We start from the raw sequence: 15,434 nt of genomic DNA on the forward strand, positions 1-15,434 counted from the left end.
AGACATACCTCTGCCCGGGAAGTACTATTAAAGTATGGGTCTCCATATCTCCACCACATCATTAACTTGTTTTAATAGAATATCATCTGCTGTAATCGCTGTCAATTCGTATGGGGAATATTTTTCGTTTCCTTAATTTCCCACCAACCCATGCGGGTCAATCACGAATTTCTTAGAGGCCCCACCATCAAATTCCCGATACCCAGCAGGTGCTTCCTCAAGGGAAATTAGCGTTGCATTTACTGCTTTTGCAATTTGTGCCTTACCGCTTAAAATAGACTGCATTAAATCACGGTGATATTTCATGACCGGAGTCTGTCCGGTAACAAACGTATGTGCCTTTGCAAATCCCAAGCCAAAGCGGATTTTTAATGTTCCTTCCTGTGCATCTTTATCCTCAGCACCGGGGTCACCAGTTACATACAAGCCAGGAATCCCTAATCGTCCTCCTGCTCGCGTTATACCCATCACTGAATTCAACACAGTAGCAGGTGCTTCTCCGGCCCCTTCTCCATGACCGCTTGCCTCAAAACCAACTGCATCAATCGCACAATCTACTTCCGGCTCTCCTAATATTTGCGCTATTTGATCCTCCAAATTCGCATGCTCTTTTAAATTTACCGTTTCGCAGCCAAAGCTTCTGGCCTGTTGCAGCCTTTCTTCGATTAAATCACCAACAATTACAACAGAAGCTCCCAGTAATTGTGCCGAGTGAGCAGCAGCTAAACCAACAGGACCAGCCCCTGCTACATAAACAGTCGAACCAGGTTTTACGCCCGCACTAATCGCTCCGTGATATCCAGTTGGAAAAATATCCGAAAGCATGGTTAAATCAAGAATTTTTTCCATGGCCTGATCTTTATCCGGAAATTTTAAGAGCTGGAAATCGGCATATGGTACCATCACGTATTCGGATTGACCACCAACCCATCCGCCCATATCGACATAGCCATATGCTGAACCTGGGCGATCCGGATTTACATTTTCACAGATATGTGTATCTTGTTGTTTACAATTCCTGCAACGTCCACAGGCAATATTAAACGGAACGGATACAAGATCCCCCTTCTTCATAAATTCAACATCACTACCCACTTCCACAATCTCACCTGTGATTTCATGACCGAGAACCAATCCACTTGGTGCGGTTGTCCTCCCTCTAACCATGTGCTGGTCACTACCACAAATATTCGTTGTCACAACCTTTACAATAACACCATGATTACATTTTCTGCCGACGTTCAAGGGATTGACGCCCGGCCCGTCCCTCAAAATCAATTCCGGATATGAAATATCTTGTATTTCCACTTCTCCTGGCTTGACATAAACTACTCCGCGATTACTTGCCAAACGAACCACTCCTTTAATGTAATAAGTTAAAAGATGCGTTTCATGGAAGCGCTACCATCTAAACAGAATTATATCATTATATTTAAAAAAGTTCAACAATTAATCAAAATAAGCAGGTAGAAGGAAACCATCCGAGATATTTCCTGGAAAACTCCCGAATGGTACCTGCGCGCCCCGAAATGGTCGAATAAAAAATACGATCTCCTTCATTAAGAAGAACGTACTACTTCCATTTCTTCATGCTTAGACTTTCTAGCGATTATCTATCTTTTCCGGATACATATCATGATTCATCATACGATGTTCCGCCATTTGTTCATACTTCGTTTCAGGCTTCCCGTAATTGCAGTATGGATCAATGGAAATACCGCCCCGTGGTGTGAATTTCCCCCATACTTCTATATAACGTGGGTCCATCGCATCGATTAAATCATTCATAATTATATTCATACTATCTTCATGAAAATCACCATGATTTCGAAAACTAAATAAATAAAGCTTCAACGACTTGCTTTCTACTATTTTCAGATCCGGAATATAACTAATATATACTGTGGCAAAATCAGGCTGGCCCGTGATCGGACATAGTGTCGTAAATTCCGGACAGTTAAATTTCACAAAGAAATCCCTGTTTTGGTGATTGTTATCTACCGTTTCCAATACTTCCGGGGCATAATCAAAATTATATTTCACATCCTGACTTCCCAGTAATGTCAATGCTGAAAAATCTTGCTCCTTCATATACAAAACCTCCTTCATTCATGAAAAAGCCATGCAGCCTAAGACCACATGGCATATTAATTGCATCACATGACTTCGTTTTTTATAGAGGATTGAAAAGCTAAAGCTAAGAACCTCTCCTCCATCACATTATACAGCACCGGAAAGTGCCTGTCACTCCCTGAATTTTGTCATATATGTTCGAAAGATTTACGCGCTTTTTCCTACCCTATAAAAATAAAATAGGATACAACAAAGTAACCAATCACTGTTATCATGGAAGGTATACTATAGGACCACGTCGACATGGAGCGATTCCGCAACAATGCCCAAATGAGGATAACTGATAACACGGAAACCCCAATCGCGGTATATAGATGAGAACTGGATACATCTGCTAAAACAGAACCGTCCTGATAAACCGCATCAGATACGGCTAAGATCACCATATTAAACATATTGCTTCCTAGAATAGATCCAACCGCTAAATTCGGGTTTTTTAAACGAAATGCTGCGAACACAGACACTGCCTCCGGCAACGAAGTCGTTGCTGCAATAAGAATACTTCCAACAAAACTCGAGCCCAGACCCGTTATGACTGCAATTCGATCACCAGTAATGGAAAGCACACTTCCAACAATCATGATAACGACAGCAGCAATGATGAAACCAACGATAGCCCTTTTTACGGAAACCGATTTTTTCTTCACCGGTGCTTCCTGTTGCTTATCCTCTTTAACCGCTTTTTCGTCTGCAGGTGGAGGCGATATTTTACTAATTATAATCATCCCAATGATGTACACAACCAGAATCAATAGCGAGTCTACACCAATTCCTATCACTGTATAATCAATCTTCAGAAACAGTGCCAAGGTAACCATCAGCATTAAAAACAGTCCAAGAATAGCGGAATAAATATGGTTCTTGCCCACTAAAAGATATAATCGCTTTCTTCTAAAAAACAGGTCAAAACCCGCGAGAATTAATAAATTAAATAAATTCGAACCAAGCATATTCCCAATTGCGATATCCACATTACCTATAATAACCGCCGAAAAACTCGTCGTAACCTCAGGAAGTGATGTTGCCCCTGCCAGTAGAATTGTCCCAACAAGCATGCCGCCCATAGCGGTTTTATTACTAATTACATCCGCAAATTGCGATAATTTCATTGCTGTATAAACTGTCACCACAGCTGCTAAAATAAAAATAACAAATACCAAAAGTTACCACTCCTATTCTTGTACCTATACCATAATATACCCATTCAGGCATTTATTAAAAGAAAAAATAGTCATACACCTCAAATATAGCTGTTAGAAAACATCAAATAAACAAATGCAACCGTGTACGTTTTCCCCAAAACGTATCACATGCTTTTCTTCCATTATTTTATCGTGATGGAGAAGCGTGACGTTTGGGACTGCGCTGAAGCTCGTCCCATCAAAAGAGTTACTAGTTACTGGGTGCTGGAACCGGATGTGACTACTTTCGGCAATTAAGTTATTTACAAGCAAATCATTTTATAATTCCTATGCAACAAAAAAGCATCGCGAGACACGATGCAATTTGTAGGTAGTTATTTCTTTATCAGCTAACTATTTACCCCTTCGAAACAATTTCTATTTTATCTCTCTTTCCAACAATAACCTTGTCCGCCATTCCAATAAACAAACCTGTTTCCACAACGCCAACCTGTGATTTCAATTCCTTATGTATTTTTTCAGGATCAGAAATTTTACCAAAGGGACAATCTAAAATATAATTTCCGTTATCTGTGACAAATACTTCCCCGTCTTTTTGCCTTAATTTAGGCGCACACCCTAATGTTGAAATAGTATTTGCAGTCACTTCCCACCCAAAAGGAGTAACCTCAACCGGTAAAGGAAATGCCCCTAAAGTAGATACCCTTTTGGAACTATCTGCAATAATGATAAACTCTTTTGCCGCCGAAGCAACGATCTTCTCTCTCAAGAGAGCTCCTCCGCCCCCTTAATAAGGTGTATGTTTTCATCAACCTCATCTGCCCCATCAATTGTCACGTCAAGCTGATTTATTTGTGAAAAATCTGTTAAAGGGACACCGAATTCCTTCGCCCATTGTGCTGTTGTTTGCGATGTAGGTATACCGGTTACATTCAACCCTTGCACAACATGTTCACCAAGTTTTTTTATCATCCAGTACACCGTGGACCCTGAACCTAGGCCTACTTTCATTCCATCTTCCACATATTTTACCGCTTCTTCACCAACTCGCTTTTTTGCGTTATCCATTTCACTCATTATGTATATCCTCCTTATGTAAATCCTCCATTCATTATACCTGATCCATGGACAGATCTCCATGTTCTAAGAGGTGACATAGACTCATCAACAAAGTTTAACTTACAGCAACTTTATATTGGTACTTGTTGAACGTAAAAAACCCCCAAATTAGTGTGTAATTTGAGGTTTTTACGTTATCACCATTTTTTTACCTTCTATTCGTTTTCGGGTCAAAGGCATCCTTTAAGCCCTCTCCAATAAAATTAATCGATAGGATTGTTAGCGTAATACAAACGGCTGGTGGAACCCATACCCATGGTTGATTTTGCAAAACTTCGGTTTGTCTTGCTTCCATAAGCATATTACCCCAACTTGGAATTTCGGGTGGCACCCCCACTCCTATGAAGCTCAATCCTGCTTCAGCAACAATATAGGACGCTAATAATAAGGTAGCCTGCACAATAACCGTTGTCATCACATTTGGAAATAAGTGTTTCGTAATAACTTTTGATGGTTTACCACCGATGGAAGTGGCCGCTAAAACATATTCATTCTCTTTTTCAGCAAGAATTTTACTCCGCACAATTCTTGCAACACCACCCCAACCTAGTAAGCTAAAAACAATTATTAAACTCCACATCCCTGTTACTCTATCAAAGCCTATTAGAATTGCATTTAATACAATCACAAACACATAAAACGGTAGCGTTAATATAAAATCTGTAAAGCGCATCAATAAGTTATCAACCCAACCACCATAATACCCTGCGATTGATCCAAGGATCGAACCTATTAACGTCACACAGACCATCGAGGTTAAGCCGATCGTTAGTGATACCCTTCCACCATAAAGCGTCCTTTCGAATACATCTCTCCCATTTCTATCCGTTCCTAACCAATATTCACTGGAAGGTTCCTCATTGATTTCAGCCAAATTAATCCGGGTAACATCCGATGTTATAATATACGGTGCTAAAAATGACACAATTATCATGAATAGAAGAAAAAATAAGCTTATCATCGCTAGTTTTCGTTTCACAAACTTCTTACGTGCGATTGTCCAAGTAGAATCAAACTTTTGCTTGTTACTGACATTTGTTGAAGGTGCGTTCATTGATGGTTCCACTTACGACTCCCCCCTTAATAACGAATCCTAGGATCAACGACCCCATATAGTAAATCTGCCACAAGGTTACCCACTAACGTCAATAACGAAAATAATAATGTCAAAGACATGACTACGGGATAATCCCTCGTATTAACCGAATCAATAAATAGCATACCAATGCCCGGGTATGTAAATATTGTTTCAGTTATAATGGCACCTCCAATTAATGTCGCTAAATCGAATCCAAAAAACGTTACAAGCGGTATGATTGAATTTCTTAGAATATGCTTGTTGTAAATAAGCGATTCTTTTGTCCCCCTCGCTCTAGCACTGCGCACATAATCTTGTTCACTATTTTGCACAATATCATTACGTAGAAACTGTGTGTAAGAAGCGGTAGAAAATAAACCTAATGTAATGGCAGGCATAATAACATGATAGATTCGATCACTCCAGAACTCCCATGTACCTTGTTCAAGTCCAGAAGTCATCGAACCACTTGATGGTAACCAACCAAGTTGAAAAGCAAAAAAATAGATCGCAACAATAGCGATAATATACTGTGGAATAGCTATACCTGTGTAATTAAATGTTGCTATTAAATTATCCCCTACCGTGTATGGTTTTCTCCCAGAGTACATCCCCATGGCAAATGCTAGAATATAGGTGATTAGTAGTGCAGAAATCGCTAAGAATATTGTATTTGGTAACCGCTCAACGATAACCTCTATAACCGGCTTTTTATACGTCGTTGATTTCCCTAAATCTCCTTGTACAAGATTTGTAACCCATCGTTGATATTGAACAGGGATCGGATCATTATACCCGAGTTCTTCTCGCTGTTCCTCAATATATTCTACGTTTGTATTATTCGGGTCAATCTCCCCCGTAAAGGGGTCCCCTGGCATTAATTTTGCCAGGGAAAATACAACAATGGAGACAAGGATTAACAATGGTATCATCGATAGTAATCTGCGTAATGTGTAGGATAACATGTTCATTTCCCCTTATCTGCAATTTATCACTTGTATCTGTTATGCTACTTATTCTTCGGTAACATACCACTCATGAAAATCACGCAACCCTACTGCATCAATGGTTACACCTTCTAATTGATTATTAATACCATACAAATCAACATTTTCCCAAAGTGGCAGTCCAGGAAGTTCATCGTTGAATAGTTTTTGCCATTCAGCATAGACATCTGCACGATAATCCTCATCAAAGGATGCTTCGCTTAATCCCTCATCAAGTAGTTCATCGGATTCCTCGTTTACCCAACGTCCATAGTTCCACTCCGCTGTGCTATGCCACAAACCAGATGGGTCAGGATCATCACCTACACTCCAGGATCCAAAGAATACTTCAATATTATCGTCATCATTTTCTTTCATGTCATTGAACGTATTAAATTCAATTAACTGGCCTGTTACTAATTCGGTCTTCAAACCTACATCTTCCCATGCTTGCATGAGGGCTTGAGCGCGTCCCTCAAATGCGGAAGAACCTGCAAAGTGGCTAAAGTTCACAACAAATTCATTACCGTCCGGATCTTCCCTATATCCATCATCATTCGTATCTACATACCCAGCTTCTTCCAGTAATTGTTCTGCTCTTTCCGGGTCATAATCATATTGCGTTAATTCGGATTCATCCGCAACAATCCAGTGAACAGATGGAACTGGTGTATTAACAATATTTGCCGTCCCAGCTAAATAAGAATCAATAATGGATTGTCGATCAATCGCATGAAACATTGCTTGACGCAATTCTTTGCTGTCATATTTGTCATAATCATCTACTGCGCTTCCTTCATCTTCATCATAATGCCCCATGCGGAAGCCAATATACGAATACCCTAAGCCTGCTTGCTCTTCCACGCGAACATGATCTAATCCTTCCAGTTCTGCAATATCATCCGGACGAATTTCCATAATGTCGACTTCCCCATTCTGTAATGCTCCAAGATTTAAAGAAGGATCAATGATGCGAATCTGCATCTCCGCTAACTTTGGCTTTCCTTCCCAATAATCGTCAAAGCGTTCCAATGTAATGGATTCTCCTTCGACAATGTCCGTTACTTGAAATGGTCCAAGACCTACCGGATTCTCACGTACTTCCGGGGCTTCTTCCATATCCCCAACAGGAATGTCTTCCAATTCTGCTTTTGGCATTGGTGTTGTCCAAACATTTTCCAAGTTATTTACCTTTGGTTCATTAAAGGTAATCACGGCGGTGTAATCGTCCACCACTTCAAAACCGGAAACCTCATCGGCTTCACCGTCACGATATTCCTCGGCCCCTTCAATGTCCTGTACGTAGTTGAAACGTGGACCTTCATAATCAGGATCGGCAATGACTTCAATGGCAAATTCCCAATCTTCCATGGTTAATTCTTCCCCATTATGCCAATGCACCCCTTCTTCAAGCGTAAAGGTAAATTCCTGGTTATCATCTGTTTCCCAGTCAGCAAGATTTGGTATATACTCCATCTCTTCATTTGTAGTAACCATATCAACATGGATAATGTCATTTATCTTGCTATCAATGGCACTCCCTGCAAACCCATCGATGAATAATCCTTCAGGTGCCTGATCAATAGCATATGTAATGGAAGCATCTTCACCTGCATCCCCTGTTTCTGCTGAATCAGCATCACCACTGTCAGCATCTTCTGAAGTGCTATCAGAACAAGCAGCTAATATGAAAACCAATGACAAAACGAACATTAATAAAAACAATAATTTCTTATTCACTTAACGACTCCCCCTTTATTATTTTTGCTTATTCCTCTTCATATAAAAGGCATGCGACCTCCCGATTCGGCCTCACCTCCTTCAATTGGGGAACAATTTCCTGACATTTTGGCATTGCCACCGGGCACCTTGTGTGAAAGACGCAACCTGAAGGTGGATTTTGCGGACTAGGAACATCCCCTTCCAAGATAATTCGTTCCTTTTTGTTCAATGGATTTGGATCCGGTATGGCTGATGTTAAAGCTTGTGTATAAGGATGTAATGGTTCCTCATAAATCTCATCTTTCTCACTAACCTCTACTAAATTTCCAAGATACATTACACCGATTCGGTCACTCATGTGTTTTACAACACTCAAATCATGTGCAATAAACAAATAGGTTAAATCAAATTCATCTTGTAGCTCCTGCAACAAATTAAGAACTTGTGATTGAATCGATACATCTAATGCACTTACAGGCTCATCCGCTACAATTAATTTGGGGTTCAAAGCTAATGCCCGAGCAATACCGATTCTTTGCCGCTGCCCACCTGAAAATTCATGAGGATATTTATAGTAATCTTCTTCACGTAAACCGACACGTTTTAAAAGTTGTTTTATTTCCAGTATCAATTCTTTATGAGACTTCTTCGTGAAATTTCGTTTTGGTTCATCGACGATATGTCCTACCATCATTTTTGAATTCAAGGAGGCGTATGGATCTTGGAAAACCATTTGAAAATTTTTACGTGTTTCTCGCAATTTCGCCCCAGATATATGTGTAATATCTTTTCCGTCAAAAATAATCTGTCCTTCTGTTGGATCTGTCAGACGTAAAATTGTTTTTCCCGCTGTTGATTTCCCACAACCTGATTCTCCAACGAGTCCGAATGTTTCACCTCTTTTAAGTGTTAATGATATATCGTCTACCGCTTTAATATCTCCTATTTTTCGCTTAAAGACTCCAGCAGTGACTGGATAATATTTTTTTAAATTTTTTATCTCAAGTAATGTCTCTTTTTCTTTCGTTTCCTTCTCTTGAGTTAGATCGATTGTCACAGTATGTCGACTCATAAACGAACCTCCTCCTTTTCCTTTACATGCTCATCCGGATAACAAGCATCGTAAAGGAGACATCTAGCTGCATGTCCATTATCCACTTCGGCAAGACGTGGTGTAACTCTTGTACAATCACCAAAAGCTTTTGGACACCGATCAGCAAAGCGACAACCTACTTGTGGCATGTTTTTTAATGATGGAACAATACCTCCTATTGTATTTAATGTTTCCGCTTTCTTATCCATTCGTGGTATACTACTTAGTAATGCTTCTGTATATGGATGTTTAGGCTTTGTAAATAATGCCACCACATTTGCTGTTTCTACTACTTGACCGGCATACATCACAATAACCTTATCTGCCATTTCTGCCACTACACCTAAATCATGTGTGATGAGCATAATAGCCATATCTTCTTTTTCTTGTATGTCTTTCAAAAGTTCTAAAATTTGTGCCTGCACCGTAACATCCAGCGCTGTTGTTGGTTCATCAGCTATTAATAACTTAGGATGTAAAGCGATAGAGATTGCGATCATCACACGCTGCCTCATTCCACCAGATAATTGATGTGGATACTCGTCAATTATCTTATCAGCCCTTGGGATGCCCACCTGTCTCAACAATTCAATTCCTTTTTCTCTAGCTTCACTTTTAGAAACGTTTGTATGATTAAAAAACACCTCTCGTAATTGGGAGCCTACTGTAAAAACTGGATTTAATGCCGTCATCGGCTCTTGAAAAATCATAGCTATATCTTTTCCACGAACTTTATTCATCTCTTTTTCTGTTTTTTTGTTAAATCCTCACCTTTAAATACTATTTCGCCGGCAGATATTTTCGAATTAATCTTTGGTAACAACTGCATAATAGAGAGAGACATTACACTTTTTCCGCACCCTGATTCCCCTACCACACAAACCACTTCTTTAGACTTAACTCCAAAACTCACACCTGAAACGGCATGATGTAATTCCCCATCTACCGTAAATCCAGTATGTAAATTGTTTATCTCGAGTAGTTCTTTCTCTTGTTGATTATTCATCAATAATTATTCTCCCCTTCGATCAATATAGCTTTATATAAGCACAATAAAGCAAAAAATATCTGAAACCTATTTCTCTAATAACTCCATGTATTAATAATAGTAGTCATCAAGAGAACCTTCAGATAATTAATCTTAAAAAATCGACGACCAATACTATTATCGCCTTTCAATTTCACATTGATGTTGCGTATAACCTATAGTGAACTAAAGTTATTTCATGTATATTAGACATTGTTTTTTATGAACCAGTATTTTCTACCTTTCAGCGTATGATAAGTTCTGAAATCAAATCGTAACAAAAACTTCATATATTACTGTGATTATATGTGAATATTTTCAAAAAAGCAATACGTTTTTAAAAATTTCTAGGTACTTTTTTCTATTAATTTTCGCTTTATGTCATACTAAAGTCATCCTAAGAAATAACATATATTACTCGCACTATTGTATACGCTTTCATAGATATGGTAACATATTGCAAATTGATTCGCTACATGAAATAATGAAAGATATAATCCCAACTATTTTTATCGGAAAAAAAGGAGGAAATTACCTATGAAATTGACAGACTATAAAACGATAGAAGAGCGAAAAAAGGCGTTGGAAGACAAGGTGCATATCTTTTTCGAACGAGCAAAAGAACACGACGAGGAAGCTACATTTCCATTTGATAATTTTAATGATCTAAAGGAAATCGATTATCCTGCCCTAACAGTTCCGCAAAAATATGGTGGTTTAGGTATTTCGCTTTATGAGTTGCTCACTTATCAGGAAACGATTGCTAAAGCAGACGGATCCACAGCACTTTCGATTGGCTGGCATATGGGGCTTAATAAACATTTAGGAGAGAATGGTAGTTGGGACGAAGAAAAATACGCCGCGTTTGCGCGAAACGTGGTTGAAACGGGAGCATTGCTAAATAACGCTGCCTCCGAACCAGCAACCGGAAGTCCAACACGAGGAGGCAAACCGGAAACCGTAGCGAAAAAAGAGGGTTCCGGTTGGGTCATTAATGGAAGAAAAACATTTACAACGATGGCTCCTATTCTTGATTACTTTGTTGTCAGTGCTTCGATTGACGGAACGGAGAATGTCGGGAATTTCCTAATTAAACGAGAAAGAAATGGTGTTTCTGTTGATGAGACTTGGGATTCAATCGCAATGCGGGGATCTGGAAGCCATGATCTCGTTTTAGAAAATGTCCATGTGGACGATGATGACCTTGTTGAATACGCGGGAAGTAAAGGCGCCGCTGGATGGTTATTACATATTCCAGCATGCTATCTCGGGATTGCTCGTGCGGCACAAAGCGTTGCAGTTCATTTCGCTGCTACTTATTCGCCAAACAGCATTAAGGGAACCATTTCTGAACTACCGAATGTAAAACAAAAACTTGGTGAAATGGAACTACTCCTTATGGAAAGTGAGCATTTTCTGTATGGTACTGCCCAAAAATGGGATGAAGGTGATGAAGAAACTCGTCAGACAATGAAACCGGAGCTAGGGGCAGTAAAATTATCTGTTGTGAATAAAGCGGTGGAAGTCGTTGACCTCGCTATGCGTGTAGCTGGTGCTCGAAGTTTGTCCAAGCAAAATCCATTGCAGCGTTATTATCGCGACGTCCGGGCCGGATTGCATAACCCGCCAATGGATGATATGACAGTGATGCAGCTGGCCGACAAAAGCGTCGCTGAGCGGGACTAAGTTAATTATGTGATTGGAAATGTGAAATCTTGAGTCCCGGGCTAACTTGTTTAGTTCGGGGCTTTATCGTTCGATCGTAGCTATTCTAATGAACAACTTTTTTCTCCATAAAAGTAAAAAAGCCATCTTATTTTTATCCACTTGCACAAAACTTTTAACTATCTCCATATCAATCCCATTTTTATATAAGTTATCTACCTGCACTTTACGCACCATTTTAACTTGATCCATTAGAATCATCACACTTCTCAAAAGTAAAAAAACAAAATTCAATCTCCCGCTGAAGTTTGTTCGTTGAAAATGAATTTCCCTTAGGATGAAAACACAAAATGAACCCTTTCCCCGTTTGACCTATTTCGGGTGGTGCCAGGTCCTGTTCGTTCCCCTCCTTTTTACATTCCTGCCACAAACTTGAAATGGAAATGTAAGATTACATCCTTCATAAAAGTGGTATATAAATATAGGTATGTACTATAATTAAAATACATGAAGACTGTTCGACAAACTTCGGGTGGTGCCAGGCACCATCCCGACCTAAGAGGTGGGTTATATGAAGGGTATTATTTTGGCTGGTGGTAGTGGATCGAGATTGGCTCCGAGTACGGATGGGATGAATAAGCATTTGCTGCCTATTTATGATAAGCCGATGGTTTATTATCCATTATCTGTGCTAATACTAGGCGGTATACGTGAGATTATGATTATTAGCACACCGGAAGATCGCCCACGATTTGAAAAAATATTAGGAGATGGCTCAGATCTGGGTATTTCGCTCAACTATCGTGAGCAAACCGATCCAAATGGAATTCCGGAAGCTTTGACGATCTCCGAAGATTTTATTGGTGGAGATAATGTCACATTAATCCTTGCTGACAACATTTTTTACGGCCAAGGGTTCACCACACTACTCAGAAATGCCATCAAAAATCATCAACATGCAACCGTCTTCGGATATCGTGTTAAAGATCCAAAAAGGTTTGGTGTTGTGGAATTCGACCATCGTCAAAAAGTCATTTCGTTAGAAGAAAAACCGGAGGATCCAAAATCGGATTTCGCCGTAACTGGACTGTATATCTATGACCACCAAGCGGTTAGAATGGCGAAAAAACTTAGATACTCAACCAGAGGTGAGCTGGAAATCACAGACCTGAATAAAGCATACTTGAAAAAAGGGCAATTGGATGTTGAATTGCTGGGAAGAGGATTTGCCTGGATGGATGCCGGAACACATGAAGCCTTATTCGAAGCATCCGAATTTGTGAAGATCACCCAGCAGCGTCAAGGCTTTAAGCTCGCATGTTTGGAAGAAATCGCCTATTATTTAGGATATATAAGTAAAGAAGCATTATTTAAAAAGGGAAAATCAATGGAAAAGAACGATTATGGACAATATCTCATGGACATAGCCGACAGAAAACACACGCAGCAATATTGGGATTCCATCGATCATCATCCAATGTTAGGACTGGTAGAAAATGAATAAGCGACAACCAACCCTTCTCGTCACGGGCGGTGCAGGGTTTATCGGATCAAATTTTATTCACTATTATTTAAAAAAATATCCGAACGCACGTTTACTTAATATTGATAAACTAACCTATGCTGGTTCAACAGACAATTTAACCGAAGTGGAAACTCTAGAAAATTATCATTTTATACAAGGCGATATCACAGATGAAGTGCTTATAGAAACCATTTTTGCAGACTATGATATTACTGGGGTCATCCATTTTGCAGCTGAATCACATGTAGACAGATCCATACAGGATGCAAAAGCATTTGTAGCCTCAAATGTGTTTGGTACACTAACCCTTCTGCAAGCAGCGAGAAAAGACTGGGAAAATAAAGGCGTGCTATCCGAAAGGCGCTTCCATCACATTTCAACAGATGAAGTATACGGATCCTTAGGCGAGAAAGGGAAATTTTCGGAAAGTACACCATATGACCCACGTAATCCATACAGTGCCTCCAAAGCAAGTGCCAATATGTTTGTTAAAAGCTTTGGACATACGTATGGCATGAATATTGTGATTTCCTCAAGCTCAAACAATTATGGACCGAGACAGCACAAGGAAAAACTTATCCCGACTATCATCCGAAAGGCCCTAGCAGGGGAGTCAATTCCTATTTACGGAGACGGGAAAAACATAAGAGACTGGCTCTATGTTACGGATCATTGCCGTGCGCTGGACACGATCTATCATCATGGAAATCCACTTGAAACCTATAATGTCGGTGGGGGTAATGAAAAAGCAAACATTGAAATGGCAAGAGAAATTTGCTCGAGTTTGGATGAGCTAGTTCCACAATACAAAACGACCGAAAGCTTTAAAGATTTAATTACCTTTACTACAGATCGTAAAGGACATGATAGAAGGTATGCTGTTGATGATCGCAAATTACGAAAAGCATTGGGCTGGAAACCAACCGAAGACTTCCATTCAGGACTCCGGAAAACGGTAGAATGGTATGTGAATCAATGGAAAACGCATCCCGTCCATTAATATCCGTTGTCGTCCCTGTTTACGGCTGTGAAACCTGCCTGAAGGAGCTTTGCAGTCGCATAACAGAAACCGTCACAAATATTCCAGCCCACTACGAAATAATTTTAGTGAACGATAGCAGCCCGGATGACGCTTGGACAATAATCAAACAACTAAGCAAGCAGGATGAAAACATTAAGGGAATTAATTTTGCCCGAAATTTTGGCCAGCATCATGCAATTACTGCTGGTCTTGATTATACGAACGGGGACTGGATTGTCGTGATGGATTGCGACCTCCAGGACCAGCCTGAAGAAATCGTGACATTATATCAAAAAGCACGAGAAGGGTATGACGTTGTTTTCGGCAAGCGAACGTTACGCCAGGATAATTGGTTCAAACGTAAATCATCGCAAGCCTTTTACCGTGTATACGATTATTTCAGCGGACAGGCAACCGACCATTCCATAGCCAATTTCAGTATAAACGCTAAGAAAGTGGTCATGGGGTTTAGACGTATGCGCGAGCAAAACCGCTTTTTCCCTTTATTTATCAAGTGGATGGGGTATAAAACGACAAGTGTCACTGTAGAACACAACGCACGAAAGGAAGGAAAATCTTCATATAATATTAAAAAACTAATTACCCTTGCGACAGATGCCATCATATCTCAATCGAATAAACCATTGAGGCTATCGATTCAATTAGGTTTTCTGATCGCATCGGCCTCTTTCATCTATGCCGTATATTTATTCGGCAGGTATTTTTTCCTTGATGAAACGGTACAGGGGTGGACTAGTGTCATGGTATCGATTTTCTTTATCAGTGGTTTGATGTTCTTCAATTTAGGTGTACTAGGTCTATACATTGGGAAGATTTTCAACGAAACAAAAGGCCGACCGCTTTATTTGATTAGGGAAACAACAGATGATTATATTGATGACTACGAGGAATGGAGCTGATAA

General features: G+C 39.8%; 11 protein-coding genes and 2 pseudogenes. 4 read left to right on the forward strand and 9 right to left on the reverse strand.

All coding sequences use genetic code 11. The features are described 5' to 3' along the window. Window positions 1–132: 132 nt before the first annotated feature. From fdhA to KFZ56_RS14555, 9 genes and pseudogenes are all read right to left on the reverse strand, one after another. Window positions 133–1,350 (reverse strand): formaldehyde dehydrogenase, glutathione-independent, encoded by a 1,218-nt coding sequence (gene fdhA, locus KFZ56_RS14515; protein WP_222642656.1) that lies wholly within the window; start codon window positions 1,348–1,350, stop codon window positions 133–135. A 252-nt stretch (window positions 1,351–1,602) separates the two neighbouring features. Beyond that, window positions 1,603–2,091, reverse strand: a complete 489-nt coding sequence (queF, locus tag KFZ56_RS14520) for a preQ(1) synthase (protein WP_375540682.1) — start codon at window positions 2,089–2,091, stop codon at window positions 1,603–1,605. A gap of 203 nt (window positions 2,092–2,294) precedes the next feature. Beyond that, window positions 2,295–3,293: a sodium:calcium antiporter gene (locus KFZ56_RS14525; protein ID WP_222642658.1), complete on the reverse strand. Its 999-nt coding sequence runs from the start codon at window positions 3,291–3,293 to the stop codon at window positions 2,295–2,297. A gap of 379 nt (window positions 3,294–3,672) precedes the next feature. Next, window positions 3,673–4,415, reverse strand: a pseudogene (gene rpiA / locus KFZ56_RS14530) (ribose-5-phosphate isomerase RpiA). Window positions 4,416–4,542: 127 nt separating this feature from the next. Further along, window positions 4,543–5,448, reverse strand: coding sequence for an oligopeptide ABC transporter permease (gene opp4C / locus KFZ56_RS14535; protein ID WP_222644007.1), 906 nt, complete (start codon window positions 5,446–5,448; stop codon window positions 4,543–4,545). 26 nt (window positions 5,449–5,474) lie between these two features. Then, window positions 5,475–6,437: an oligopeptide ABC transporter permease gene (opp4B, locus tag KFZ56_RS14540; protein WP_222642660.1), complete on the reverse strand. Its 963-nt coding sequence runs from the start codon at window positions 6,435–6,437 to the stop codon at window positions 5,475–5,477. A 48-nt stretch (window positions 6,438–6,485) separates the two neighbouring features. Beyond that, complete coding sequence (gene opp4A / locus KFZ56_RS14545) at window positions 6,486–8,198, reverse strand: oligopeptide ABC transporter substrate-binding protein (protein ID WP_222642661.1); 1,713 nt, start codon at window positions 8,196–8,198, stop codon at window positions 6,486–6,488. Between the two features lie 28 nt (window positions 8,199–8,226). Next, window positions 8,227–9,252, reverse strand: a complete 1,026-nt coding sequence (locus tag KFZ56_RS14550) for an ABC transporter ATP-binding protein (RefSeq protein WP_222642662.1) — start codon at window positions 9,250–9,252, stop codon at window positions 8,227–8,229. Further along, window positions 9,249–10,279: pseudogene (locus tag KFZ56_RS14555) on the reverse strand (ABC transporter ATP-binding protein). The gene KFZ56_RS14550 and the pseudogene KFZ56_RS14555 overlap by 4 nt, the downstream one beginning before the upstream one ends. A gap of 558 nt (window positions 10,280–10,837) precedes the next feature. On the opposite strand from KFZ56_RS14555, the gene KFZ56_RS14560 reads away from it, so the two are divergent. The 4 genes from KFZ56_RS14560 (at window position 10,838) to KFZ56_RS14575 (ending at window position 15,431) form a co-directional block, all read left to right on the forward strand. Continuing rightward, on the forward strand, window positions 10,838–11,986 hold the full coding sequence (locus tag KFZ56_RS14560; RefSeq protein ID WP_222642663.1) for an acyl-CoA dehydrogenase family protein: 1,149 nt from the start codon (window positions 10,838–10,840) through the stop codon (window positions 11,984–11,986). Window positions 11,987–12,536: 550 nt separating this feature from the next. Then, window positions 12,537–13,469, forward strand: coding sequence for a glucose-1-phosphate thymidylyltransferase RfbA (gene rfbA / locus KFZ56_RS14565; protein ID WP_222642664.1), 933 nt, complete (start codon window positions 12,537–12,539; stop codon window positions 13,467–13,469). Continuing rightward, entirely contained in the window at window positions 13,462–14,490 is a 1,029-nt protein-coding gene (gene rfbB, locus KFZ56_RS14570; RefSeq protein ID WP_222642665.1) for a dTDP-glucose 4,6-dehydratase, read from the forward strand. Before rfbA ends, rfbB begins: the two co-directional genes overlap by 8 nt. Further along, a complete protein-coding gene (locus KFZ56_RS14575) occupies window positions 14,466–15,431 on the forward strand; it encodes a glycosyltransferase family 2 protein (RefSeq protein WP_255585153.1) in 966 nt (321 codons plus the stop codon). Before rfbB ends, KFZ56_RS14575 begins: the two co-directional genes overlap by 25 nt. Window positions 15,432–15,434 lie beyond the last annotated feature (3 nt).

The sequence above is a fragment of the Virgibacillus sp. NKC19-3 genome (assembly GCF_019837165.1).
Taxonomy (GTDB): domain Bacteria; phylum Bacillota; class Bacilli; order Bacillales; family Amphibacillaceae; genus Virgibacillus_L; species Virgibacillus_L saliphilus.